At 68.4% G+C, this 25635-nt stretch carries 19 protein-coding genes and 3 pseudogenes; 14 read left to right on the top strand and 8 right to left on the bottom strand.

Features of this window, described 5'->3' with window-relative positions; genetic code table 11:
- Positions 1 to 10 precede the first annotated feature (10 nt).
- The 4 genes from E3T34_RS05135 to E3T34_RS05120 are packed head-to-tail and all read right to left on the bottom strand — an operon-like array spanning position 11 to position 3911.
- The gene (locus E3T34_RS05135; RefSeq protein WP_134342366.1) at positions 11 to 1438 is read right to left on the bottom strand and encodes a phosphotransferase; all 1428 of its coding nucleotides are present in this window, start codon (positions 1436 to 1438) and stop codon (positions 11 to 13) included.
- Positions 1439 to 1442: 4 nt separating this feature from the next.
- Positions 1443 to 1958, bottom strand: coding sequence for a GNAT family N-acetyltransferase (locus tag E3T34_RS05130; RefSeq protein WP_134342365.1), 516 nt, complete (start codon positions 1956 to 1958; stop codon positions 1443 to 1445).
- Between the two features lie 25 nt (positions 1959 to 1983).
- Positions 1984 to 3186, bottom strand: a complete 1203-nt coding sequence (locus E3T34_RS05125) for an MFS transporter (RefSeq protein WP_104101416.1) — start codon at positions 3184 to 3186, stop codon at positions 1984 to 1986.
- A gap of 41 nt (positions 3187 to 3227) precedes the next feature.
- Positions 3228 to 3911 carry a GntR family transcriptional regulator gene (locus E3T34_RS05120; RefSeq protein WP_134342364.1) on the bottom strand — a complete coding sequence of 228 codons (684 nt, stop codon included), beginning with the start codon at positions 3909 to 3911 and terminating at the stop codon, positions 3228 to 3230.
- A gap of 226 nt (positions 3912 to 4137) precedes the next feature.
- Between E3T34_RS05120 and pflB the strand changes: the two genes are divergently transcribed.
- The 3 genes from pflB to E3T34_RS05105 all read left to right on the top strand — a co-directional run bounded on the left by pflB (position 4138) and on the right by E3T34_RS05105 (position 8424).
- Positions 4138 to 6396, top strand: a complete 2259-nt coding sequence (gene pflB, locus E3T34_RS05115; RefSeq protein ID WP_134342363.1) for a formate C-acetyltransferase — start codon at positions 4138 to 4140, stop codon at positions 6394 to 6396.
- Between the two features lie 40 nt (positions 6397 to 6436).
- The gene (gene pflA, locus E3T34_RS05110) at positions 6437 to 7294 is read left to right on the top strand and encodes a pyruvate formate-lyase-activating protein (RefSeq protein WP_104101408.1); all 858 of its coding nucleotides are present in this window, start codon (positions 6437 to 6439) and stop codon (positions 7292 to 7294) included.
- A 107-nt stretch (positions 7295 to 7401) separates the two neighbouring features.
- Complete coding sequence (locus E3T34_RS05105; protein WP_166785835.1) at positions 7402 to 8424, top strand: transglycosylase domain-containing protein; 1023 nt, start codon at positions 7402 to 7404, stop codon at positions 8422 to 8424.
- Here E3T34_RS05105 and E3T34_RS05100 read toward each other — a convergent pair.
- Entirely contained in the window at positions 8396 to 8932 is a 537-nt protein-coding gene (locus tag E3T34_RS05100) for a heme-binding protein (RefSeq protein WP_134342361.1), read from the bottom strand. The genes E3T34_RS05105 and E3T34_RS05100 overlap by 29 nt on opposite strands.
- A 21-nt stretch (positions 8933 to 8953) precedes the next feature.
- Positions 8954 to 12358: a DNA polymerase III subunit alpha gene (locus E3T34_RS05095; protein ID WP_104101400.1), complete on the bottom strand. Its 3405-nt coding sequence runs from the start codon at positions 12356 to 12358 to the stop codon at positions 8954 to 8956.
- A 149-nt stretch (positions 12359 to 12507) separates the two neighbouring features.
- Here E3T34_RS05095 and E3T34_RS05090 point away from each other — a divergent pair, with 149 nt between their 5' ends.
- On the top strand, positions 12508 to 13623 hold the full coding sequence (locus E3T34_RS05090; RefSeq protein WP_134342360.1) for an AI-2E family transporter: 1116 nt from the start codon (positions 12508 to 12510) through the stop codon (positions 13621 to 13623).
- Positions 13624 to 13747: 124 nt separating this feature from the next.
- Here the strand turns inward: E3T34_RS05090 and E3T34_RS16050 are convergent, their stop codons facing one another.
- Both E3T34_RS16050 and E3T34_RS16045 read right to left on the bottom strand, forming a co-directional pair.
- Entirely contained in the window at positions 13748 to 14926 is a 1179-nt protein-coding gene (locus E3T34_RS16050; RefSeq protein WP_134342409.1) for an acyl-CoA dehydrogenase family protein, read from the bottom strand.
- A gap of 18 nt (positions 14927 to 14944) precedes the next feature.
- Positions 14945 to 15985 (bottom strand): annotated as a pseudogene (locus E3T34_RS16045) (enoyl-CoA hydratase/isomerase family protein); the annotation flags it as partial.
- Between the two features lie 638 nt (positions 15986 to 16623).
- Between E3T34_RS16045 and E3T34_RS16905 the strand changes: the two are divergent.
- The 10 genes and pseudogenes from E3T34_RS16905 to E3T34_RS05035 form a co-directional block, all read left to right on the top strand.
- Positions 16624 to 16824: pseudogene (locus E3T34_RS16905) on the top strand (carboxymuconolactone decarboxylase family protein); the annotation flags it as partial.
- 147 nt (positions 16825 to 16971) lie between these two features.
- Positions 16972 to 17781 carry a CoA transferase subunit A gene (locus tag E3T34_RS05070; RefSeq protein ID WP_166785838.1) on the top strand — a complete coding sequence of 270 codons (810 nt, stop codon included), beginning with the start codon at positions 16972 to 16974 and terminating at the stop codon, positions 17779 to 17781.
- Between the two features lie 2 nt (positions 17782 to 17783).
- Positions 17784 to 18473, top strand: coding sequence for a CoA transferase subunit B (locus E3T34_RS05065; RefSeq protein ID WP_134342357.1), 690 nt, complete (start codon positions 17784 to 17786; stop codon positions 18471 to 18473).
- A 91-nt stretch (positions 18474 to 18564) separates the two neighbouring features.
- A pseudogene (locus E3T34_RS16900) lies at positions 18565 to 18801 on the top strand (acetyl-CoA C-acyltransferase); the annotation flags it as partial.
- Positions 18802 to 18896: 95 nt separating this feature from the next.
- Complete coding sequence (locus E3T34_RS16685) at positions 18897 to 19118, top strand: hypothetical protein (RefSeq protein ID WP_255570916.1); 222 nt, start codon at positions 18897 to 18899, stop codon at positions 19116 to 19118.
- Positions 19119 to 19290: 172 nt separating this feature from the next.
- Complete coding sequence (locus tag E3T34_RS05055) at positions 19291 to 20568, top strand: serine hydrolase (RefSeq protein ID WP_134342356.1); 1278 nt, start codon at positions 19291 to 19293, stop codon at positions 20566 to 20568.
- A 327-nt stretch (positions 20569 to 20895) separates the two neighbouring features.
- On the top strand, positions 20896 to 21345 hold the full coding sequence (locus tag E3T34_RS05050; RefSeq protein WP_104101383.1) for a molybdenum cofactor biosynthesis protein MoaE: 450 nt from the start codon (positions 20896 to 20898) through the stop codon (positions 21343 to 21345).
- A gap of 117 nt (positions 21346 to 21462) precedes the next feature.
- Positions 21463 to 21753, top strand: a complete 291-nt coding sequence (locus E3T34_RS05045; RefSeq protein WP_104101381.1) for a DUF2249 domain-containing protein — start codon at positions 21463 to 21465, stop codon at positions 21751 to 21753.
- A gap of 22 nt (positions 21754 to 21775) precedes the next feature.
- Positions 21776 to 22882 (top strand): hypothetical protein, encoded by a 1107-nt coding sequence (locus E3T34_RS05040; protein ID WP_233191430.1) that lies wholly within the window; start codon positions 21776 to 21778, stop codon positions 22880 to 22882.
- A complete protein-coding gene (locus tag E3T34_RS05035; RefSeq protein WP_134342355.1) occupies positions 22879 to 25485 on the top strand; it encodes a multicopper oxidase domain-containing protein in 2607 nt (868 codons plus the stop codon). Before E3T34_RS05040 ends, E3T34_RS05035 begins: the two co-directional genes overlap by 4 nt.
- The last annotated feature ends 150 nt before the right edge of the window (positions 25486 to 25635 follow it).

Here is a 25635-nt window from a genome sequence, read left to right as displayed (position 1 = left end):
TTCCGGCCGCTCACGGCAATCCGGCGGAGACCTCCAGGACGAGGCCGCGGATGGCCGCGAGCGGGATCGGCAGCCAGGAGGGTCGGTTGCGGGTCTCGTAGACGGCCTCGTAGAGGGCCTTGTCCAGCTCGAACGCGTCGAGCAGGGGCTCCTGACCGGCCAGGCTCTGGCCGGATCGCAGCGTGTAGCCGTCGAGGAACGCGTGCTGGCACGCCGCGGCCCACGCTTCGGCCGACGCCGTCTGGTCGCCGGGCGAGGACCGCTCCACCGTGCCGGCCACATAGGAGAAGGACCGCAGCATCCCGGCGATGTCCTTCAACGGCACATCCGGCTGGGTGCGATCGTCGAGGGGGCGCAGCGGTTCGCCCTCGAAATCCACCAGCACCCAGCCGCGGCCGGGGACCTCGAGGGCCTGGCCGAGGTGGAAATCGCCGTGGATGCGCTGCAGCCGGGGCCAGCAAGCCCTCTCCGCCCGCTCGAAGATCGCCTCGACGGCCGTATCGTAGCCGGTCAGGGCGGGCACCTCGGCGGCGGCGCTGCGGTAGCGCTCGCGCATCCGGCCAAGTTCGGCGGCGATGACCGCGGGGGTGGCGTCGTGAGTGGGCATCACGGCGGCCAGGTCGGCGTGCACGGCTGCCGTCGCCACGCCCAGCGCCCGCGCCTGTTCGCTGAAGTCCTCCCCGGCCCCGGCCGAGGCCAGGGCGGCCCGCCAGGCATCCGGGGCGCCCGGCAGGAACTCCTGGGCGAAGACGAGATGGCCCGTGAGGGTGACCCGCGGTTGCTCCGGCTCGGTCCACTCGCCGACCACGCAGCCCACCGGTTCCGGCACGAAGTGTGAGCCGGCCCGGGCCAGGGCCGATTGCACGGACACGTCCGGATTCTCGCCGGGATGCAGCATCCGGAACACCTTGCAGATGACGGGACGAGCCGGGCGCCCGGCGGCGTCGACGCAGTCCAGGATGATCGAGGTGTTCGACTGTTCTCCGCGCAGCAGGCGGCCGGCGACAACCCGGGCCGGCCGTTCGGCGGGATCTGCGCTCGAGTGGAGTTCGCCGCGAGCCCGCACGCCGAGGTTTTCGGGCTCAGGTGAGGAGGCCTGGCGCAGGATGAAACCCAGCAGAGCGCGCCCGTAGGCCGGGTCGGCGGTGCCGTCGTAGACCGCGCTGCCGTCGGCGAGGGTGACGATGAGGCCCTGCCCGCCTGCGGGGAGGGGAGTGGTCCGCTGGGTCAGGGGCAACTGGTAGAGGGTGCGGGTCGGGGCTGCGGCATCGAAGACGAGCTCAGTGCGGATGTCCACCTCGGCTTCCTCGCTCGGAAGCACCCAGCGCCCGATGCTGACCAGTCTCGGCACACGGCCCTTGTCGGCGAACCATCGCTGCGTCGCCACCCAGTGGTTGAGGTAATCCGGAAGTGGGATTGCGCGACCGTCGACAGTCATGGCCTCAGCGTACGCCCGCGCCGACGGGAGCCGACAGCAGGGACACCACGACGGTGCCACCCTTCGTCGACTGCTCGCCGATCGGCTCGAAGCCGAGCCGGGAGTGGAACGCCAGCGACCGAGGGTTCGGAGGTGCGATGTTCACTTCGCAGAAGACCTGGCCGACCTCGGCCGCGCGGGCCGCCGCGAAAATCGCGGTGTAGAGCAGGGCGCCGAGACCCTGGTTGCGGGCCTGGTCCGACACCACGATGCGGTCCACGTAGAGGAAGGACTCCGACCGGGCGGAGAACCATCGGTAGTTCTCGCTCGCGTAGTCGGCGTCGGCCCCGAACAGCACGGCGAAGCCGAGCACCTCTCCCGGCGCGTCGTCGTGCACGACCGCGAGGGCGTGGCTGCTGGCCGCGAGCAGGGCGGAGAGGCTCGCCTCGTCATGGGCGTTGACGGCAGGCACAGCGGCGTTGTTGAGTCCGAGCACCGGTGCGGCGTCGGCGGGAAGGAGATGGCGGAGCGAATAGGGCATGGGATGACGATAATCCAGGTGCCGCCTACTCGGTGACGCGCCGGCGCATCCCGTTCGCCACCAGGGCCAGGCAGAGCGCGCAGACCACGAACAGAATGCTCAGAAGCACCGGGTAACCGGCCACGGCATTGAGCCAGGCGAAGGCGACCGGCAGCAGGAAGCCGATGTAGGTGAGGCTGTAGTAGACCCCGGTGATACCCGCCAGGTCGGCCGCCGTGGAGATCTTCTGGATCTCCACGAGCCCGGCCACGATGCTCACACCGTAGGCGGCGCCGAGCACGACGGCCGTGAGGAACGCGAGCACCGGGGACAGCACGATCGCCGTGACCACGCTGAGACCCACTCCCAGCAGCATCACGGACATCCCGACCATGAGTGCACGCCCATCGGTGACCCGGTTGATCCGAGCCACCTGCGGTTGCGCGAGCGCGCCGGTGCCGAGGGTCACAACCGTGAGCAGGGTCGCGTAGGCGAGGTTGAGGCTGCCGAGTTGGTCCTGGACCAGAGTGGGCATGATCGCGTAGGCGATGCCGGCGGCGCCGAAGACCCAGGGAGCTGACGGAATGATCACGCGCACGAAGCGGCGGTGTCCGGCCAGCGGAACCGCCAGGTCCTGCCAGAAGGGCCGGTGTGCCCGGTAGCGCGGCACGGTCTCCGGGGCCCTCAGCAGGCGGGGGAGCACAAGCAGGCTAAGCACGATGTGCACGACATAAGGGGAGAGGGTCGGCATCGGCCCCCACTGCGCGAGCACTCCGGCCACCCCGGCCCCGAGCCCGAACCCGACCGTGAGGGTGAGTGAAGGCCGCCGTGCCCCTGCCGTGCGGCCGGCCTGGTTGTCGAACGGCGGGCTGGACAGTTCCTTGAGCCACGCGGTTCCCACCGCCATCGCCACGGCGACGCTCAGCCCCGCCAGCAGGCGCCCGGCGGAGAGCATGATCCCGCTTGAGAATCCCAGACCCAGCAGGATGCTGGCGAGAATTCCCAGGACGACGCCTGCCAGGGTCAAGGGTTTGCGCCCGTAGCGGTCCGAGAGTGCGCCGGCGAGCAGCAGCCCGGGGACCAGGCCCACCACGTAGAAGCCGAGGAAGAGGTCGGTCATGACGACGGAATAGTGGCCGAGCGATTCGTACATGTGCAGGAGGGGCGTGAAGTGGTTCCCACCCCAAGCCATGACGAACAGGGCAGGAGCGGCGAGCTGCCAGGCGGGAACGGTACGGCGGAAAGTCATGGGTCTTTTCTGAAAAGCAGGTGCGGGAAGGTGGGGGACGCTCAGGGCGCCAGCTGCGCGTGATGACCGTCTTCGACGTGCTGGCGCAGAGCGACCTCGTAGGCGAGGGTGTCGCCGCCGCGCAGGTGGTGGGCAAGGATTCGGTGTTCGGCCACCAGACGGTCGAGGTTGCGCGGGTCGCGCAGGGCTGCCCGGTGCACGAGGCGCTCAAGCCTGGGGCCGAGCCGGGTGTAGATCCCGTCGATGACCCGGTTATGCGTCTCGTCGACGATGCGGGCATGGAACCGGTGGTCGGCCCGGGCGAACGTGAGCAGGTCGCCGGCCAGGGCGGCGTCGGACTGGACCCGAATAAGGTCCTGCAACTCGGCGTCGACGCCCGGGATGTCGTCCGGCCGCTCGCTGAGCAGGGTCACCGCCGTGTTCTCCAGCATGACGCGCACCTGTAGCAGCTCGGCCGTCTCCGTGTCGCCCAGGGCTGTGACGACCGCGCCCTTCTTGGGGAAGAGCGTCAGGAGCCCGTGAGCCTGGAGTTCGAGGAAGGCCTCCCGCACGGGGGTGCGGCTGGTGGAGAGGGCCTCGGCAATTTCGCCCTCGGTGATCAGCGAGCTTGCGGCCAAGGTGCCGGAGATGATGGCGTCGGCGACGCTCGTGTAGATCCGGTCGACGGCGGAGGGGGCCGCGGCGGGGGGCCTGGCGGCTCCGCGGGACATCGGGAGGAAGCTCATGCCTCAACCTTAGTCACACATGCACCTATCTATAAATGCATCAATGGATGCAATCTTATAAATTTCGCGTTCGGGTGGGTCTGACGGGAGTAGTGTTGGAAAAGAGGGCAAGTCACACGGTGCATCGTTGCATTAGCCGGAGCCTCGTGGTCCTGCTCTCTCGGCCCGACTGCGGGAGAGACACTTTCGCGGAGGGTGTCTCGATCCCACGAGGAGAGCAATCTACATGACAATCACTGAAGGTGTTCGCAGCGGAACGGATGATGCCGGTCGGACTGACTTCGCCTCCGGCCCCTGGCAGGATTCGATCGATCTGCGCGACTTCATCCAGCGCAATTACACCCCCTACCTGGGCGACTCGAGCTTCCTTGTCGGAGCGACCGCACGCACCACGGGGATCTGGGCCAAGCTGTCCGAGATGTTCCCCGAGGAACGCCGTAAAGGCGTCTACGACGTCGACGCCACCACGCCGTCGTCCATTACGGCCCACGCTCCGGGCTACATCGACCAGGCAAACGAGGTAATCGTCGGACTGCAGACGGATGCTCCGCTCAAGCGTGCCATTATGCCTTTCGGCGGGTGGCGCATGGTTGCCACCTCGCTCGAGACCTACGGCTACCCCGTGTCTCCCGAACTTGAAAAAGTCTTTACCGATTACCGCAAGACCCACAACACCGCCGTCTTCGACGTCTACCCTCCCGGGGTCCGTCGTGCACGAAACAGCCACCTGATCACCGGACTGCCCGACGCCTACGGCCGCGGCCGTATCATCGGCGACTACCGCCGTGTCGCCCTCTACGGCGTCGATGCCCTCATCTCGGGCAAGAAGAACGACCGCGCCGAGCTCGACATGGAGCCCTCGACCGAGGACATCATTCGCGCCCGCGAGGAAAACTCGGAGCAGATCCGGGCCCTCAAGGAACTCATCCAGATGGCGGCCTCCTACGGCTCCGACATCTCCAAGCCGGCCACCACCGCGCGCGAAGCCGTGCAATGGCTCTACTTCGCCTACCTCGGCGCCGTCAAGGAACAAAACGGTGCTGCAATGTCGTTCGGCCGCAACGCGGCCTTCCTCGACACCTACATCGAGCGCGAACTCGTCGCCGGCACCCTGACCGAAGAGGGCGCCCAGGAGCTGATCGACGACCTCGTCATCAAGCTGCGCATCGTGCGCTTCCTGCGCACCCCCGAATACGACGAGATTTTCGCCGGCGACCCGACCTGGGTCACCGAGTCGCTCGCCGGCATCGGTGAAGACGGCCGCCCGCTCGTCACCAAGACCACGTTCCGTTTCCTGCAGACGCTTTACAACATCGGCGCAGCGCCCGAGCCGAACCTCACCGTTCTCTGGAGCGACGCCCTGCCCGAGGGCTTCAAGCGTTTCTGTGCGCAGGTGTCGATCGACACCTCGGCCATCCAGTTCGAGTCCGACGAGATCATCCGCGCCGAGATGGGTGACGACGCCGCGATCGCCTGCTGCGTCTCTCCCATGCGCGTCGGCAAGCAGATGCAGTTCTTCGGTGCACGCGTCAACGCCGTCAAGGCGTTGCTGTACTCGATCAACGGTGGAAAAGACGAGGTGTCCGGCAAGCAGGTTGCCCCGGCCACCACGCCGAACGCCGACGAGGTGCTTTCCTACGACACCGTCTTCCCGGCCTACCTGGAAACGCTCGAGTGGCTCGCCGAGACCTACGTCACGGCTTTAAACTGTATTCACTACATGCACGACAAGTATGCCTACGAGCGTCTCGAAATGGCGCTGCACGACAAGGAGATCATCCGCACGATGGCTTGCGGAATCGCCGGCCTGAGTGTGGTCGCCGACTCCCTGTCGGCCATCAAGTACGCCACGGTCCGCCCGGTGCGCGACGAGACCGGCCTGGTCGTCGACTACACGATCGAGGGCGAGTTCCCCCAGTTCGGCAACGATGACGACCGCGTCGACACCATCGCCGTCGACGTGATGGAGCGGTTCATGAAAATGATCCGCAAGCACCCGACCTACCGCGACGCCATCCACACCCAGTCGATCCTGACGATCACGTCCAACGTGGTCTACGGCAAGGCCACCGGCAACACGCCGGATGGTCGCCGCAAGGGCGAGTCGTTCGCTCCGGGTGCCAACCCGATGAACGGCCGCGACACCCACGGGATGCTCGCGTCGGCGCTCAGCGTCGCCAAGCTCCCCTACAGTGAAGCGCAGGACGGCATCTCGCTGACCAACACGGTGGTTCCCAGTGGTCTCGGCCACACCAAGGAAGAGCAGATCACCAGCCTGGTCGGCCTCATCGACGCGTTCACGTCGGCAACCGGTTACCACATCAACGTGAACGTGCTCAACCGCGACACTCTCGAAGACGCCATGGCGCACCCGGAGAACTACCCGCAGCTGACGATTCGCGTGTCCGGCTACGCGGTGAACTTCGTCCGCCTGACCCGCGAGCAGCAGATGGATGTCATCAGCCGCACGTTCCACTCGCACTGATCACTGATATCAACGCGGCGACGCTGAGTAGGACGAGACAATGCCAGCAGTAAACCTCGGTCTGCCCAGCGCCGGCGCGGCGATCGCCCTGGTGGACGGTTCATCCGTGAGCAGTGAACAAGCCGAACTGGCTGAACTCCACCACCTCGAAATGGAGGCGATTCACAACGGATCGGTCGCCAGTGTCCACTCGTGGGAACTGGTCACCGCCGTTGACGGTCCCGGCACGCGAATGACACTCTTCCTTTCCGGGTGTCTGCTGCGCTGCCAGTACTGCCACAACCCGGACACCTGGAAGATGAAGGATGGGTTGCTCACCACGCTGGACGACCTCGTCGCCAGGGTCAAGCGCTATAAGGGCGTCTTCGACTCGACCGGCGGAGGGCTGACCATCTCCGGTGGCGAACCGCTCATGCAGCCTGCCTTTGTGACTCGACTCTTCGAGGAGTGCCACAAGCTCGGCGTGCACACCACCCTGGACACCTCCGGGTTTTTGGGCAAGAGCGCGTCGGACACGCTGCTGGACAACCTCGACCTCGTGCTGCTCGACGTCAAGTCCGGCATCCCCGAGACGTATAAAGAGGTGACCGGCCGAGACCTCGCTCCGACGATCGCATTCGGTGACCGCCTGAGCGAGCGGAACATTCCCGTCTGGGCGCGTTTCGTTCTCGTCCCGGGTCTGACCGACGCCGTCGACAACGTCGACGCCGTCGCCGAGATCGTGTCGCGCTGGCCGAACGTGCAGCGCGTCGAGGTTCTGCCCTTCCACCAGATGGGGGAGGACAAATGGGACCGGCTGAACATTCCATACCCGCTGCACGGCTCTCATCCTCCGGATGAGGCACTGCTGGTGCGGGTGAGGGCCCAGTTCGAGGCGCGGGGCTTGACGGTCTTCTAGACGCGAATCACACTCGAACCAGACGAGGCGTGGCATCTCTAGCGGTGCCACGCCTTTTCTGCGCAGTAAGCCAGAGGATGCCTCCTGCCAACCGCAGAAAAGCCGGAGTGGTTCGACTGATCGGCATTTGCGGGCTCGGTGGCGGACTCGCATTTCTGCTCATCGGAGGGCTGGGCCTCGTGGTTTCGATCACCGTGTTCGAGAGTCTGCCGGGCTACCCGGACATCGAACCGCTTTCCCAGAAGAGCAACACCTACGCCGCCCAGAACGACGGCACCTCCGTGCTGCTGGCCTCTTTCTACGATCAGAACCGCATCGAGGTCGACTGGGACGAGATCAGCCCCTACGCCCGGGATGCCGTCATCGCCGCCACCCCCGCCCGCGAGATCAAGAAAATGCGCCTCGCAATCGGGGCGGAGAAGAAATTCCCCCAGAACGACATCCTGCGCCAGTACCTCAACATCACCGGTTTCGGCGGCACCGTCTACGGCAACGAGGCCGCGGCGAACTACTACTTCGGCACGACGGCCGCAGAGCTCACCCTGCCGCAGGCCGCAAGCCTGGTGGAGATCGTGGACAACCCGGCCAAGTTCCGCCTCGACAATCCCGGCAGTGAGACCAACGGCTACCCAGTCAACAAGGCACGCCGGGACTACATCCTGCGCGAGATGGTCGAGCACGAGAAGATCACCGCAGCGGAATTCCAGGCTGCCGTGGCCACACCGGTTCAACCGGCCATCCAGGGCACGTTCAACGACAGTTGTCGGGGGCCGCAGAACTATGATTTTCAGATCTGGAACCCGAGAAACGACGCCGGGGAGAGCGGCGGAAACTCCAGCGCGCTCGAATCCACCCTCGGCTCGATCAATACGGGCTTCATCGGGATGGCGAAGAAACTGGACCTGTGCGGCATCCTTCAGACGGCCGCGGCTTTCGGAGTGCATCGCGCCGACGGCAGCCCGCTCGTGCAGACCGCGGCGGCCGTGATCGGAACGAATGAGGTGGCTCCGCTGACCATGGCCGGTGCCTTCGCGGGCATGGTCTACGCGACGCGTCGGGTGATGACCGACAACACGGCAGCTCGACGGACAATTCCGACGACTAGGAGATTCCGAAACCGGAACCGGTGACGGTGACGGCGATGAGCGCTTCGTTGTGCCTGAGGAAGCCCGGCTTCCAGGGTGGGTCGAAGCGGGCGAAATAGGGTCGGCCTGCGAGCAGGAGACCCTCGCGGCTCACCGCGTCGACGAGGAGGGTGCCGTTCTGCGCGATCCTTTCCTCGCTCCAGCCGCCGTTGAAGCGGCGGGCGGCGACCGTGCGCTCGGGGACCTCCTTCGTGCTGACCTGCGCGTCGCGGGGCACGGGCACCTCCGCGGGCGGCATCCCGTCGGGGAGGACGAAGCTGACGGTGTGGCTCTGCGGGGTCGTGGTCTCCTGGATCACGGGCGCGGTCATCGCGAGGCGTGTCGAGGTCTGGTTGTTGCCGCTGATGTATTGGAAGAGCGGCCCGAAGCCGCGGTTGCCGGCCGCGGAGAAGTCCCCGGCCACCTCCACCTGCACCTGCACGGTGCGGGGATAGTGACGCAGTTCGAAGTCGGCGTACTGACGAAGCACGTCGTAGCGCTGTTTCTCGGTCATGGACACCAGTGTAAGCGCGGGTCAGGCGGTGCGTCGGGGCCATAGATGGTGCACATTCGTGGTCGCCATGGCCGCCAGGTCCTCGGCCAGTTCGTCGGCCAGGTCGTGGGCGCGGTCGGCGTTCCGGGCGGCCGCCTCGCCCGCGTGACGCAGCTTGACCCGGCGGGCGACATCCGTGAGATCCCACAGGTTCTCGCCCGTGACGGAGACGCCCTTCGCGCCGGACCGACGGGTGCGGCCGCGCACCAGCAGTTGGCCGGTGTGGAACACCGGGCCGCCGATGCGCTCCTGGGCGTCGTGGAAGAACACGACGTTCGAGACCGGTCCGGTGCCGTCGTCGAGGCTGACGAAGACCACCCGGCGCCCGTTTCGCATCGGCGGCGTGTTCGTGGCTCGGCGCACCCCGGCCAGGAGCACCTCGGTGCCGCCGGGCAGGTTGATCAGCTCGGAGGCCGGCGTAACGCCCAGCTCCGTGAACAGCGGGTAGAACCGGGCCATCTGGTGCCCGGACACCGCCAGGCCCAGATCCCTGAGTTCGAGGTCGGTCTGGCTGCGGCCGCGCAGCTCGAGCGAGGTCACCGCGTTGAACCGGGACCCCTCGTATTCGAGCACCGGCAGAGGCACGTCGAAGGCGAGCTGGTCGTCGTGGATGGTGACCGCTGTGCCGCGGAGAGACTGGATGTGGGCGAGCAGCTCGTGCCGACGGGTGCGGTCGTACCCGATGAAGCTGTCGAGCGCTCCCACCCGGGCGAGCGCCTCGAACGTGCTGCGCCGCGGGCGCACCCGGTCCCGGAAGTCCTGCAGCGAGGTGAACGGCTGGTGGCGCACGATGCGGGCGCGTTCGGCGGCCGTGCAGCCGGAGAGTTCCGGCAGGGCGAGACGGATGCCGCGCCGGCCGCCGTCGGACTGCTCGCCGTCGATCTGCTCCACCCGGTAGTCGAGGGCGCTGTGTTGCACGTCCAGGCCCAGTACCGGCACGCCGAGCAGCCGAGCCTCGGCCACGATCAGGTCTTTCGGCCACATACCGGGGGCGTGGGTGAGGAGTCCGGCCAGGAACACCGCGGGGTGGTGGGTCTTGAGCCAGGCGGACTGGTAGGTGGGCAGGGCGAACGCCGCCCCGTGCGCCTTGGCGAAACCGAAACTACCGAACCCGGCGAGCACCCTCCAGGCGCGGTCGATCACGGCGGGGGTGAACCCGCGCTCGAGGGCACGCATCCGCACGTACTCCTCGATCCGGGCAAGCTGCTCCGGTTTGCCAAGGTGGCGGCGGAAGACATCCGCTCGGCCGAGCCCGCAGCCGGTGAGTTCGTCGAACAGTCGCATCACCTGCTCGTGGAAGATCACCACACCCTGGGTCTCCCGGAGGAACGGCTCGAACCGAGGGTGGATGTAGTCGGGCATCACCTCCCCATGCCGGGCCTGAAGGTATTTCAGGGGCATGTTGTTCTGCATCGGCCCGGGCCGGAACAGGGAGATCTCCACGGTGAGGTCGTTGAACACCTCGGGCTGCAGCTTGCCGACCAGCTCCATCTGGCCGGGAGATTCGATCTGGAAGATGCCGAGGGTGCGAGTGGAGCGGATCAGTTCGAAGGTGTCCGGGTCGTTCAGTGGGATTCGGTCGAGGTCAATGGTCTCGCCCGACAATCGGTGATGTTCCTCGACGGCGTGGGCCATGGCCGACTGCATGCGCACACCGAGGATGTCCAGCTTGATCAGGCCCATCGGGTCCATGTCGTGCTTGTCGAACTGGGACATGGGCAGCCCCATGCCGGACGCCTGCACCGGGGTGCGGTCGAGCAGGGAGGCGTCGGAGAGGATGACGCCGCAGGGGTGCACGGAGATGTGCCGGGGAAGCCGGTCGAGTTTGGCGGTCAGGTCGACCAGCAGGTCGAGCTGCGAGGAGGCGCGCACCTCGGCGGCCAACGGCTCGAGCTCGGGCTTCTCGGCCAGGGCGCGGCGGAAGTCGCGCGCGTTGAAGCGCCACATCTGCTTGGCCACCGCGGCCACCTGCTCGTGATTCATGCCGAGGGCCAGGCCGGCGTCGCGCACGGCCCCGCGGCCGCGGTAGGCGTTCGTCATGGACATCAGCGACACCCGATCGCTGCCGAAGGTGTCGAAGAGCGTGCGATAGACGTCGTGCCTTCTGGCGGACTCGACGTCGAGGTCGATGTCGGGCAGGGTCTGCCGCTCGGGGGAGAGGAATCGCTCCCAGAGCAGCCCGTTGGAGATGGGCTCGACGGAGGAGGTGTGCAGGGCGTAGTTGAGCACCGAGCCCACCCCGGACCCGCGCGCCTGGATGCGGATGCCCATCTCCCGGATGATGTCCGCCACCCGGGCGACGGTGAGGAAGTAGCCGGCGAAACCGAGGTGCTCCACCGTCTTCAGCTCATGCACGAGACGTGCGTGCGCAGCATCCGCCAGCGACCGGCCCGCCGGCGACGTGACGGGGTAGCGGTCGTCGATGCCGGCCCGGGCCCGGGCGTGCAGCTCGGTCAGCGGGTCGCCGCTGACGCCGATGATGCGTGCCTCCGGCATGCGCGGGCGACCCAGGCCGATGTCGGAGTCCGGGTCGAGGCTGCACCGCTCGGCAAGCTGCTCGGTGTCGCGGAACAGTCGGTCGACGGCGCCGTCGTCGTGCAGCCCGGCGTCGACGACCATGCGCGCCACCTGCCTCATGGCGACTTCGGGTTTCAGCCAGGCCTGGCCGTTGGTCTGCAGCTGCTCCAGGTTCGCCAGCGCCGTCAGGGTGCGGGCCGCGTCGGCCAGGTCGGCGGTGACGGCCTCGTCGGGGGTGCCGTAGCGCACGGCGTTGGTGAGCACGGCGGGCAGCGCGGCGTGCTCGAAGAGGGCGAGCATGCGGGTGGCCGGCGTCACGCTGCCGGGAGTCCCCGGCGCCGCCAGATGGCAGACGATTTCACCCACCACCGACTGCGGCGGCAGGGCGCGCAGCCACGCGGTGAGGCAGGCGCCGGCCGCGTCGGTGTCGCGGCGCTCGACCGATTGGCCCACATCGGAGGTAGGGCCGAGCAGCACGGTGAGGCAGCGCAGTCCGGCCAGCTCGGCGAGGTGCGAGCGGGCGATGCTGGGGCGCCCCGACGCGCTGTGCGCGGCGCTGTTGTGGGCGGCGCTGACCGCGCGGCAGAGGGCCGCATAGCCACGACCGTTCATATCACCATGGGCGAGCACCACGATCCGGCCCAACGGATGCCCGTCGTCGTCGTGCACCGCGAGGTCGGCGCCCAGCCCCGGCCGGATACCCGCGGCCGCGCAGGCGCGCACGTGCTTGACCGCGCCGTAGAGACCGTCCCGGTCGGTGAGGGCCAGGAAGGAGCCGTTCTGCGCCTGCGTCTGCTCCACCAGCGCCTGGGGGAGTGTGACCCCGAAGTGCGTGGAGTAGGCGCTCGCGACGTGGAGGTGTGCGAACATGTGTGTACTCCTCTGGCGGGCAGGTCGACGGGTGATAGATAGAACAAATGTTCGATGTAGGGAGTGTACGTCACACGGCCGACACGCGCTACCGGCAGTCTGGCTAGGCTTGGTGGCTCAGCCGTCGTTCGCCTCGTTTGGAGATCCCCATGACCACGCCCACTTCGTCCTGGACGGACTATCTCGGCCGGGCCGCCATCCGCTCCGGTCAGGCCCTGCTGGTCCTCGCCCTGCTGGTGGTGGCCATCTACGGGATCACGCAGCTCAAGCTGGTCTTCACCCCGCTCCTGATCGCCCTGATCGTGGCGTCGGCGCTGCGCCCCTTCATGCGGTTCCTGCTGGCCCGCGGGGCGAACGAATCCCTTGCTGCGGCGATCACCCTGATCTTGAGCGTCGCGGTCTTCGGTGGCGTCGTCACCCTCGTGGTGTTCGGCATCCGCGGCGAGTGGGACACCCTCTTCACCTCGGCCAGCGAGGGGCTCGACAGCCTGCAGGAACTGCTCACCAGCGGCACGCTGCCGATCGATTCCGCTCAGATCGATTCGGTGCGCGAATCGGTCATCGACTTCGCCACCAGCAGCCAGTTCGGGTCCGGGGCCCTGGTCGGGGTCTCCGTGGCCGCCGAGATCGTGGCCGGCGTGGTGCTCGGCCTCGTCGTGCTCTTCTATTTCCTGAAGGACGGCCCCCGCATTTGGAGCTTCCTCATCCAGCCGCTCGCCGGCAAGCGGCACGAGCGGGCCGTACGCGTCGGCGTGAGCAGCGTCGAGGTATTCGGCAACTACGTGCGCGGCACGGCGATCGTCGCGTTCGTCGACGCCCTGTTCATCGGGATCGGACTGTGGATCCTGCAGGTTCCGCTGGCGCTGCCGCTCGCCGTCATCGTCTTCGTCGGCGCGTTCATCCCCATCGTCGGGGCGACGGCCGCCGGCATCCTGGCCGCACTGGTGGCCCTCGTCACGAACGACCTGACCACCGCCATCATCGTGGTCACGATCGTGGTCGCAGTCAACCAGCTCGAGGGCAACTTCCTGTCCCCGGTGGTGCTCGGCAAGTCACTGCGCCTGCACGGCCTGGTGATCCTGCTGGCACTGACGGCCGGCACGATCCTGGGCGGCATCGTCGGCGCGGTCATCTCGGTGCCGATCGCCGCCGTGGGCTGGGCCGTCATCAAGGCCTGGAACGCTCCCACGCCGCCAGTTCCGGTCGCGCCGGTTGAATCGGCCCCGCCTGCCCCGCCGCTCGGGGCGGCCGGCGCGACACCCTAGCCGATGCGCGCCAGGTTCGGTGTTGAACCAATTCGACGGAGATTCTCGTTCACAACTGCCTTTTCGGAGTTTTCAGGGCCGATTCGGGCAGAATCTCCGTCGAATTCGTTCGGGCGAGCGGTGATCAGCTGAAGGCGGAGATGCCGGTCACGGCCCGGCCGACCAACAGCGCGTTGATCTCGTAGCTGCCCTCGTAGGAGTAGATCGCCTCGGCGTCGGCGAAGATCTTGGCCATCTCGTACCGGGTGCTGATGCCGTTGCCGCCGAGCAGACCGCGGCCCAGGGCCACCGTTTCGCGCATCCGGGTCGTGCAGGTCGCCTTCGCGAGGGCCGCCTGGTCCATCGTGAGCCGCCCGCTCTCCTGCAGTCGCGCCATCTGCACCATCAGCGACAGCGACAAGGTGGCGTTGCCGATCATGCGGGAGAGCTGCTCCTGCACCAGCTGGAAGGATGCGATGGGCATGCCGAACTGGCGCCGCTCCAGCGCATAGGCGCGGGCCACGTCGAAGGCGGCGAGCTGCTGGCCGACCGCCTGCCACGACACCCAGATCCGCGAGTTCCGGAGCAGCACGTTCGTGTCCTGAAAGCTCCGGCTGCCCGGCAGCCAGTTCGTGTACGGGATCCGCACCTCCGTGAGGGTGATGTCGGCGTTCTGCACGATCCGCACCGCGATCTTGTTCTCGATCGGGGTGGCCGTGAACCCGGGCCGCTCCGTCTCGACGATGAATCCCTTGATCTGCCCGTCCGCGGTGTCCCGGGCCCAGACCAGCACGTAGTCGGCCATGGCGCCGTTGCCGATCCAGCGTTTGGTGCCGTTGAGCACCCACTCGTCGCCGCTGCGGGTGGCCGTGGTCTCCATCATGCGGGAGATGTCCGAGCCGTGTTCCGGTTCCGTCAGGGCGAAGGCCCCGATCTTATCCAGGGCCAGGAGGCCCGGCAGCAGACGTTCCCGCTGCTCGGGTGAGCCGAGCTCGTCGATGGCGGCGGCGAACAGCTCGTGGTGCACGCCGTAGAACGTGGAGATCGAGGTGTCGGCCCGGGTCAGCTCCATCTGCAGCAGCCCGGTGAGCAGATGGCTGGTCGCGGCAGCACCGGTCGCGGCGAGGTTCTGCGCGGCGAGGCGGGGCAGCAGCTCGAACGGGAACGCGGCGCGGTTCCAGTAGTCCACGGCGAGAGGGCGCACCTCGGCCTGATAGAACGATCGCGCCGCGGCCAGCCGCGCGCGCTCACCCGGGGTGAGCAGATCGGTGACGAAGATCAGGTCGGCGTCGACGTAGGGCACCTCGCCCAGCCCGGGCCCCATTCCGAGCCCCAGCTCCTGCTCGCCGAGCGGCGCGAAGAACGCGGCGACGGATGCCTCCGTCACCTCGCCGAGGCCGGCCGGCGACCACCGGGGGCTGCGGTCCTTGTCGATCACCTGGGCCCGGATGCCCTCCTGCAGCTCGCTCCGCTGCAGGAAACGGAGCGTCACCCGGTACTCCTGATCGAGCGCCTCGTCGAGGCTCGGGAGCCGCCGGGCCCGGCGCAGCGAGGCCAGGGTGACCGCGAGTGCGGTCGGCGACCTCGTGAGGATGAGGGCGGCGGCGTCGCGGGCGGCTTCCACCGGGGAACGCCGCAGGGCGGCGACGATCTCGCCCACGTCATCGGACGCGTAGCACTCGTCGATCCAGTGCCGCTGGGCGAGGAGGACGGAGGGCGGGGGAGTCTCGGCCAGGGCGCGCACCGCCTCGGCCGCGTCGGTCTCGGCCAGGGTGCGGACCAGGGCAGGGAGCCGGTCGCTCGGCACGAAGTGGTCGGCCAGGCCCAGTGCGATGGCGTCGGACCCGGAGACCAGGGCGGCGGTCAGGGCGAGGTGGGTGCCGAGCTCACCGGGGGCATGGGACAACAGCCAGCTTCCGCCGACGTCGGGTACGAAGCCGATCGCGGTCTCCGGCATCCCCAGCCGCGTGCGCTCGGTCACGATCCGGGTGTTCGCATGGCCGGAGACGCCGACCCCGCCGCCGAGCACGACGCCGTCCATCACGGCCAGGTACGGTTTGGCGAACCGGTGGATCTGCGCGTTCAGATGGTACTCGTCGGCGAAGAACCGGGCGGCCTCGGCGTCAGCGTCCGCTCGATCGTCCGCGCCCGCGTCCGCACTGCGGTAGATCGCCACGATGTCGCCCCCGGCGCAGAGGCCCCGGTCGCCGCTACCGGTCAGCAGAACGGTCTCGACCTGACCGTCGACGGCCCAGTCGGTCAGCACCGCGGACATCCGTCGGATCATCGCGTGGGTCAGGGCGTTCAGTGCCGCCGGGCGGTTCAGGATGATCTGGGCGAGCCGCCCGTCGCGGCGCAGCAGAATGTCCGGCCGGTCATCCATGAGCTCGAGCATGGACCCCACGCTACCGGCACAGACTCAGATCGTTCGGAAGCGACTCCGCAGCGACTCAGAAGCGGGCGAGCTGCTCCGCCTTGTTGGCGTCGAATTCGGCGTCGGTGACGGTCCCCGTGGCGCGCCGGCCCGGCTCGACGTGGACCTGGAACGGATGCGCAGCAACCTCGACTTCACCGACGGCCTGGTGTTCAGCGAACGGGTGACCACCCTGCTCGCGGAGGTCCTCGGCAAGGCCGCCGCGTTCGCCCTCGTGCAGCGCGCGTCGGAGGAGTGCTACCGCACCAACCGCCCGCTGCGGGTGGTGCTCTCCGCCCTGATCACCGCCGGGGACATCCCGAGGAGCTCCGATCGCGGGCCTGGTCCGCGTTCGATGACGACCTCAGCCTCAGGCAGACGGACGCCGGAATCGACCGGGTGCTCGCCCGGTACCTCGAATCCACCGCGAGCAAGGGGACCTCACTATGACCCAGCCCATTATCCGCGGCACGGTCACGCCGGCACCGGCCTCAGCCCCGCCGCCCGGCAACCGGTTACCGTCGCTGAGGTCGCCGACGTTGTGATCACCCTGGTCGACTTGGTCGGCGGGGGAGCCTTCCACTACGCCGGGGTGTCGTTCGGCGGCGCTGTCGGACTCGAACTGGCCCTGCACCACCCCGCAGACGGCGGATTTCCAGGACTTCATCACCCGCTATGCCTGGGGGGAGATCTGGACCAGGCCCGGCCGCGATCGGCGCACCCGCAGCTTCCTGACCCTGGCCTGCCTGGTGACCGGCGGCCACGAACATGAACTGGGCATGCACGTGGGCGCGGCCCTGACCCATGGGCTGACCCGCGCGGAGATCAGCGAGGCCATCCTGCACACCGCGATCTACGCGGGGGGTGCCGGCGGCGAATTCCGCTCTGGCGGTGGCACGCGATACCTTCAAGACGATCGACATCGGCACCACGAACTGAAGCTGAAGGACCACTCCATGGACAAGACGTACTCCTCCGCCGCGGCTGCCGTCGCCGACATCCCGGATGGGGCCTCTCTCGCCGTCGGCGGCTTCGGCCTGGTCGGCGTCCCGATCCTGCTGATCCGGGCGCTCCTGGCCCAGGGCAGCACCGACCTCCGGGTCGCATCCAACAACTGCGGCGTCGACGGCTGGGGGCTCGGCGAACTGCTGCGGGAAGGGCGGATCAGTCGGGTGATCGCCTCCTACATCGGCGAGAACAAGGACTTCGCCCGCCGCTATCTCGGCGGTGACATCGAGGTGGAACTGACCCCGCAGGGCACCCTGGCCGAGCGGCTCCGGGCCGGGGGCAGCGGAATCCCCGCCTTCTACACCGCCAGCGGCGTCGGCACCATGGTCGCCGAGGGCGGGCTGCCCTGGCGCTACGGGCCGGATGGGTCGGTGACGGTGTCGTCGCCGCCCAAGGAGACCCGCACCTTCGCGTCGCTCCGCGGTGGGGAGAAGGAGTACGTGCTCGAGGAGGCCATCGTCACCGACTTCGCCCTCGTTCGCGCGGCGAAGGGCGACCGGCACGGCAACCTCGTGTTCGAGAAGTCGGCCCGCAATTTCAACCCGGTCGCCGGCATGGCCGGCCGCATCACCATCGCCGAGGTCGACGAGCTGGTCGAGCCGGGGGAGCTCGATCCGGATGCCATCCACCTCGCCGGTATCTACGTGCACCGCATCGTGGCGCTCTCCGGCGCCGAGTCCGCCGACCTGCCGATCGAGAAGACCACCACCCGGCCGCGGCCCGTCGCATCCGTCGCATCCGTCGCAAAGGACAGCTGATCATGCCGTTGACCCGCAATGAAATGGCCGCGCGCGCCGCGCAGGAGCTCACCCCCGACAGCTATGTCAACCTCGGGATCGGGCTGCCCACGCTGATCCCCAACTTCCTGCCGGAGGGGGTGGAAGTCATCCTGCATTCCGAGAACGGGGTGCTCGGGGTGGGACCGTACCCGTGGGAGGGCGAGGAGGACCCGAAGCTGATCAACGCCGGCAAGGAGACCATCACGGTCAACCCCGGTGCCAGCTACTTCGACTCCGCGCAGAGCTTCGGCATGATCCGCGGCGGAATGATCGATGTGGCCGTGCTTGGCGCGATGCAGGTCTCCGCCACCGGCGACATCGCCAACTGGGCCGTGCCCGGCAAGATGATCAAGGGTATGGGCGGTGCGATGGATCTCGTGCACGGCGCCGACACCGTGATCGTCGTGATGGAGCACACTGCGAAGAACGGCGACTTCAAGATTGTGAACGAGTGCGGCCTGCCGCTGACCGGCAAGCGCGTCGTGACCCGCATCATCACCGACCTGGCCGTGATCGACGTGACGCCGGAGGGTCTTCTGCTGCGCGAGATCGCGCCGGGACTCACCGTGGCCGAGGTGCAGGCCGCCACCGAGGTGCCGCTGCTCGTGCCGGGGACGCCGACCGTCATCCACACGCTCCTCTCCGCTCCGAACACGGTGGCCGCATCGTGAGAGACGTCGTCATCTACGAACCGCTACGCACCCCGATCGGCCGGTTCGGCGGCGTCTTCAGGGCGGTCGCGCCGGCCAACCTGACGCGGCCGTGATCACGGCGCTGATCGAACGCACCGGAATCGACGGGGCCGTGGTCGACGACGTGATCCTCGGCCAGGGCTATCCCACCGTGGAGGCCGCCTCCGTGGCGCGCGTCGCCGCACTGAACGCCGGCCTGCCCGTGACGGTCGGCGGCGTGCAGGTGGACCGGCGATGCGGCTCAGGGCTACAGGCCATCCTCGACGCGGCCATGCAGGTGCAGACCGGTGTCAGCGACGTCGTCGTCGCCGGCGGGGTCGAATCGATGAGCCAGGCCCCGTTCCACACCGTCGACTCCCGCTTCGGTGTGGGCGGCGGCGCCGCTACCCGGTACCCGGCGGCATGCTCGAAACCGCCGAGAATCTGCGCCGCGAGTACGGCATGGGCCGCACCGAACAGGACGACCTGGCTCTCCGGTCGCAGGCGCGGGCATGCGTCGCCGTGGCCGAGGGCCGGTTCGACGACGAGATCGTGCCGGTCACGGTGCCGGGCCGCACGGGCCCGGTCGTGGTCTCCGCCGACGAAACTCCGCCGACGAAACTCCGCGGGTCGACAGCAGCCTGACGGCTCTGGCCGGCCTCCGCCCGATCCTGCTGGAGACGGACGCCGACGCCGCCGTCACCGCCGGAAACGCCAGCGGCCAGGGGCTCGCCGCCATCTTCGAGCGGGTGTAGGGAGCCTGTCTCGCGCACGGGTTAGGCGCCCGGGCCCCGATAGGGCAAGCTGGTGGAGAGCATTGGGGGATGCCATCACCAAGCCCACCACCCGTCGTCGTGCGCTGCTCGCACTCGGCGTCGCCGCAGCCGTCGTGCTGAGCGGCTGCACCGCGGGCCGGAACAGCGTCGACCAGAACAGCACGCCGATCGCGGCGGACATCGCCGGGCAGCTGGACGCGGCCGTGGGCGAGGCGATGGCGCTATCGGGTTCCTCCGGCGCTCTGGTCGGGGTCTGGTCCGCCGCCGGCGAATGGACCGTCGCGCACGGCACGACGGAAATCGGCGGTTCCGCCCCGATGACCGGCGGGATGCACTTCCGCATCGGCACCAACACCACGGCCATGACCTGCACGGTGCTGCTCCGGTTGGTCGACGAGGGAACCGTGACGCTCGACGACCCGGTCTCCACCTACCTGCCCCGCCTCGTCGGTGTGGCGGGCGTGACGCTCGGCCAGCTCTGCCAGGGCACTTCGGGGCTTGGGTCCTACAGTCCCGTTCTGGCCGGGGAGTTCGTGCACAACCCCCTGCGCACCTGGCCGGCGATGGAACTCGTCTCCCAGGGGCTGGCCACGCCCCGAACCGGTGCTCCGGGCAGCGTGTGGGGTCCCTCAAACACCGGAATTGTGCTGCTCGGGATGGCGCTCGAGCGGGCCACGGGCCGGCAGTGGGCGGCGCTCTACGATGAGTACATCTTCCATCCGCTCGGTCTGCACGACACCTCATATCCTCACGCCGGCGATGTGGACCTCCCCGCACCACACTCGCACGGCTACGCCGCCGCGGTGGGCGCCGACGGTCCGGTGTGCACGGCCATCACCGACAACACCCTGCTCTCCAATTCGATGAGCGGCGTGGCGGGCGGTGTCGTTTCGACGCTGGCCGACATGAGGACCTGGGCAGGCGCTCTCGCCGCGGGTGGTCTCTTGTCCGAGTCGTCGGCGAGCGCCCAGTGGGACACCGTGAACGAAGACGTGACGACGCCGTCGTGGCAGCGCTACGGCCTCGGCGCGGAGCAGGTCGGGCCCCTCCGCGGGCGCACCGGATCGATCCCCGGATTCATCTCGGCGACCCTGGCGGATCCGGACCAGACCATGACCGTGGTGGTCATGCTGAACAACTCGAGCGCGGGTGACCAGTTCGCCCTGACACTGGCCCGTCAGCTGGCCGCCATCATCGCCGAGGCGCCGGCTGGACGCGGGAACGAACCGTCGGTTGCGCTGCCCTGGACGGTTGCGCAGACCCGAACCGAACTGGCTGCCGAGGCGGCCTGCCCGACTGTGGCAGAGATCGTCGGTTAGCTGAGTGGGCCGTAACCGTTCGGTGGTGTCGCTCGCCGGGCCCGCCGGGCGCCGCAGAACGGGGATGACCCTCGGTCGAGGTCGCAAGAGCCCGTGGACAGGCAGGCCAGGCAGCGTGTGCGGTGGATCAGCTCGAGACCCCTGGCAGCCACCACGAGAATACGACCCGCGAGAGGTGCCGAACGGGACTCCGAGGCTGCTCAGCGGGCCTCGGCCTCAGATCTTTTTAGCCCTCGATGCTCCGGGAACAGTGGAGTACGTTTCTCGTTCCGCTTCCGCGCGTAATCTGAATGTGTGAATTCAGCAGGAACGACTGACCGAAGCGGCGTGAATGAGAACGACGCGAACCCTGGCGAGGGTGCCGTCAACCAGGTGGCCACGGCGCCGCTCGACCTGGCCGCGCACGTTGCTGCCGTGTCGACCGGATCCTGCGGGGCCGTCGTGACCTTCATCGGCCAGGTGCGCGACCACGACCCCGACGCCGCCGGGCAGGTGACCGGCCTCGATTACAGCGCGCATCCGGATGCCGGTCGCATCCTGTCCGAGATCGTCGCCCGGTACTCCCGCGAGTACCCGCAGGTGAACCTGTCGGTCAGCCACCGCATCGGCCACCTCGACGTCGGTGACCTGGCCCTGGTCGCGGCCGCGGCAAGCGCCCACCGCGCCGTCGCATTCGAAGCCTGCGAACGCCTGGTGGAGACCGTCAAGCTCGAGGTGCCGATCTGGAAGAAGCAGTACGAGGTCGACGGGTCCACCGCCTGGGTGGGCCTGACCTGACCGGACCCGACGTGACCTGACGTGATCCGACCTGGTCTGATTCTGGAATAATTAACCGGACGTGTATCCTGTTTATTAGCGGCCGGCTCGGTCGTTCCACCGAGGAGGATTCATCCTATGACCGCCGAACCCATCACCCTGAGCAGCGCACACACCTGCAACTGCAACCATGACGACGCCGAGACCATTGTGCTCGACGGTCGCACCATCCCGCACGCGGTTCGCCACGCGGCCATTTTCGGCGCCCTGGAGGCCATCCAGCTCGGCTTCTCGCTGGACCTGATCGCCCCGCACGACCCGCTGCCCCTGCTGGCGCAGCTCGAGCAGGCACGCCCGGGAGCGTTCACCGTGTCGTACGTGGAGCGTGGCCCGGACGCTTGGCGCATCCGCTTCACCCGCGCCGCCTAGTCTCCCGAGATTCGACACCACCGTGCACGGCAACGGGCGACTGGCGTTTCTGCTGCTCGGCGGCCTCTCTCTGCTGGCCGGGCTCGACGGTGCGCTGCTCCTGTTGGGTTTCCCGGCGCCGGTCGTGACCGCACGCCTGGCGGATGTGCACGGACCCCTGATGGTCTTCGGGTTCGTGGGCACCGTCGTCGTGCTCGAGCGGGCCGTCGCCGTGCGCCGGAACTGGGCCTACCTGTCGCCGGGGCTGCTGGGCCTCGGCGGCCTGTCACTCGTGTCGCCGCTTCCCCTGGTGGTCGGCCAGCTTGCCCTCGTGGCCGGGTCGGCCGTGTTGCTGGCCATCTACCGGGCGATCTGGCTCCGGCAGCCGTCGACGTCCGCCGCGGTGCAGGCACTCGGTGCCCTGCTCGGTCTCACGGCAACCGTGCTGTGGCTCGGCGGCGTGCCCGTGCCTGTCCTGGTGCCCGCGATGACGCTCTACCTGGTGCTCACGATCGCCGGTGAGCGGCTCGAACTCGCGCGCATCTCGCCCTCCGTCGACCACCGGGCCGAAATGCGGATGCTGGCCGCCGGCCTGTTCCTGACCCTCGGCACGGTCGTCGCTCTCGTCTGGCCCGGGGTAGGCTATCCGGTTCTCGGGCTCGGGCTGCTCGGTCTCGTCGCCTGGCTGTTCCGGCACGACGTGGCGACCCGGCTCATCCGCAGCACCGGCCTGCCCCGGTACATGGCCGCGTGCCTGCTGGCCGGCTACGGCTGGCTGCTCGTGGTGGGCGCCAGCTGGATCATCGTCGGCCCGAGCTTCTCCGGTCCCGGCTATGACGCCGTGCTGCACGCCGTCTTCCTCGGGTTCGTGATGTCGATGATCATGGCGCACGCCCCGACCATCCTGCCGGCCGTGCTGCGCCGGCCGCTGCCGTACCGGCCGGTGCTCTACCTGCCGGTGCTGCTGCTGCATGTCTCCCTGCTGGTGCGCATCCTGCTCGGTGACGCGCGCGACCTGCCGGCACTGGTGCAGTGGGGCGGCGTGGCCAACATCGTGGCCGTGCTCCTGTTCGTGCTGCTGGCCGTGATCTCGGTGGTGCGCGGCGTGCCGCGGCGCCAGCCAAACACCAAACTGAAAGTCACACCATGAACCGTCGACTGTGGCACCTCATCACCGGGCTTCTGACTCCGGCGTGGCTCCTTCTCACTCTCATCGCCGTACTCATCCACCGCTTCATCCCTGTCGCGCCGTGGCTCATGGTGCACCTCCTGTTCCTGGGCGCCGTGAGCACCGCGATCCTGGTCTGGAGCCAGCACTTCGCCGACACCCTGCTCCGGCATCCGGCCCCCGGCGGCCGCGTCTCGCTCGGGGCGAGGCTCGGCGCGCACACCCTCGGAGCGGTGCTCGTGATCACCGGCATTGTCGGCGGCTGGTGGCCGGTCGTGCTTGCCGGCGGCATCCTGGTCGGCACGAATGCCCTCGCCCACGCCCTGCTGCTGTTCCGGCAGTCGCGGGGAGCGCTGCCGGGACGGTTCGCACCGCTCGTGCGCTACTACATTGCGGCCGGAATCGCGTTGGCCATCGGTGTGACCCTGGGCGTGCTGATGGCCCGAACCGATATCGATGGTGAGTCCGCGGAGCGGATGTACATCGCCCATATCGGGTTCAACCTGCTCGGCTGGGTCGGCCTGACCGTGATTAGCACGGTGGCCCTGCTCTGGCCGACTGTGCTGCACGCCCGGGTGCAGACGACGCGCGCCTCGGCCCGCGGAACCCTGCCTCTGTTCCTGGCCGGCCTCGCGGTGCTCGGGATCGGCCTGCTGATCGACCAGCGCCTGGTCGCCGCCGCGGGTGTTCTGCTCTACCTGGTCAGCCTCGGCCTGGTGCTGGTTGAGGCCCTGCGCCTGGCCAGGCAGTCCCCGGCCGTCACCTTCGCCGGTTGGAGCATCGGTGCCGCCCTCACCTGGTTCTTCGCCTGCGTGCTCGGGTTCGGCCTGATCGTGACGTTCGCACCGAGCTGGGTAGCCGCGACCGACCGGCTCGGGCAGCTCGTGCCCGTGTTCGCGGTCGGTTTCGCCGCGCAGATCCTGCTCGGAGCCCTCAGCTACCTGGTGCCGGTCGTGCTCGGCGGCGGACCCTCGGTCTCGAAGGCCACGGCCGCCCTGCTCGATCGTGGTGCCCTGTTCCGGGTCATCGTCGTCAACGTCGGCCTGGTCCTCTATCTGATGCCGGTGCCCAGCCTGGTGAAGGTCACGGTCTCGCTGCTCGTCGTCGGCACGCTCGCCTCCTTCCTGGTCCTGATGCCGCGGGCGCTGCGGCAGAACCGCCGGCTCCGCCAGGCGACGGATGCGACGGCCCCGCCCGCCCCGCAGATTGCCGCGACCCCGCCGCGCCGCACAGGTGCGACCATCACGGCCGTCGGCGCCCTGCTTCTGGCCGTATCCCTGGGGATCGCCATGGACCCGGCCGCCGCCGGAATCGCGAGCGGCGGGGCATCCGCCGACGGGGTGTCGACCGGCCACACGACCACGGTCGACGTCGTCATGAAGAACACGCGCTTCAGCCCGGACACCGTCGAGGTGCCCGTCGGCGACACCCTGGTGATCAACCTGACCAACGACGACGAGATGGTGCACAACCTCGTGCTCGCCACCGGCGTGGTCTCCGGTTCCGTCGCTCCCGGCACCAGCCGGCAGGTCGACGCCGGCATCGTGGGCGCCGACGTCGAGGGCTGGTGCTCCATCGCCGGCCACAAGGTCCTGGGCATGGTGCTCACGGTCGTGGCCGTCGGAGCCGAGCCTCAGTCCGGCGACGACTCCCCAGCGATGGACCACGGCTCTGCGCCCGCCGGCGGCGCGTCCAGCGCGGCAGACGATCTCGATTTGATGCGTGAGCCCGACGCCGATTTCGTCGCCCGCGACCCGGCGCTGGGGGCGGCGGAGGCGGAGACCGTGCACACGTTGACCATGCGGGTGGAAGACGTGGAGACCGAGGTGTCTCCCGGCGTCACCCAGACCCTGTGGACGTTCAACGGCACAGCCCCCGGCCCGACCCTGCACGGCAAGGTCGGCGACGTCTTCGACATCACCTTCGTCAACGACGGGTCGATCGAGCACTCCATCGACTTCCACGCGGGTGCCCTCGCACCCGATCGGCCCATGCGCAGCATCAATCCGGGGGAGAGCCTGACCTATCGTTTCACCGCGACCCGCTCGGGGATCTGGCTCTACCACTGCGGCACGATGCCCATGTCGGTGCACATGGCGAACGGCATGTTCGGCGCCGTGATCATTGATCCACCCGGGCTTTCAGCGGTCGATCGGGAATACGTCCTGGTGCAGTCCGAGCTCTACCTCGGTGCGCAGGGCGGGGAGGCCGACGCCGACAAGGTGGCGGCGCAGTTCCCCGACCTGGTGGTCTTCAACGGCATCGCCAACCAGTACGGTGCCCGCCCGCTGACGGCGAAGGCTGGCGAGAAGGTGCGCATCTGGGTGCTGGACGCGGGCCCCAACGTGGGCAGCTCCTTCCACGTCGTGGGCGGCCAGTTCGACACCGTTTTCAAGGAGGGCGACTACCTGCTGCGTGATGGCGGCAGCACCGGCACGGGCGGCTCCCAGGTGCTCGACCTGGCCGTGGCCCAGGGTGGCTTCGTCGAGTTGACCTTCCCGGAGGCCGGCAGCTACCCCTTCGTCAGCCACATCATGTCTGATGCCGAGAAAGGCGCCCGCGGCGTCGTCCTGGTCAGTCCGTGATCTTTGTCCGAGTTTCCCCAAAAATGATTGTGTGCGGCGTGTCGCCGGTCAGGTGGAAGAAATGGGCGGCCCGTCGCCTCAGTCTGCTGTGTGAGGGTATTACACCGTTGGACAGGGTTTTTATTGTGGAATATCGACACTGCGAGTTTG

This window comes from Cryobacterium sp. TMT1-62 (assembly GCF_004403145.1).
Taxonomy (GTDB): domain Bacteria; phylum Actinomycetota; class Actinomycetes; order Actinomycetales; family Microbacteriaceae; genus Cryobacterium; species Cryobacterium sandaracinum.
The sequence above is the reverse complement of the archived record's forward strand: the minus strand, read 5'-3'. Positions and strand labels throughout refer to the sequence as shown.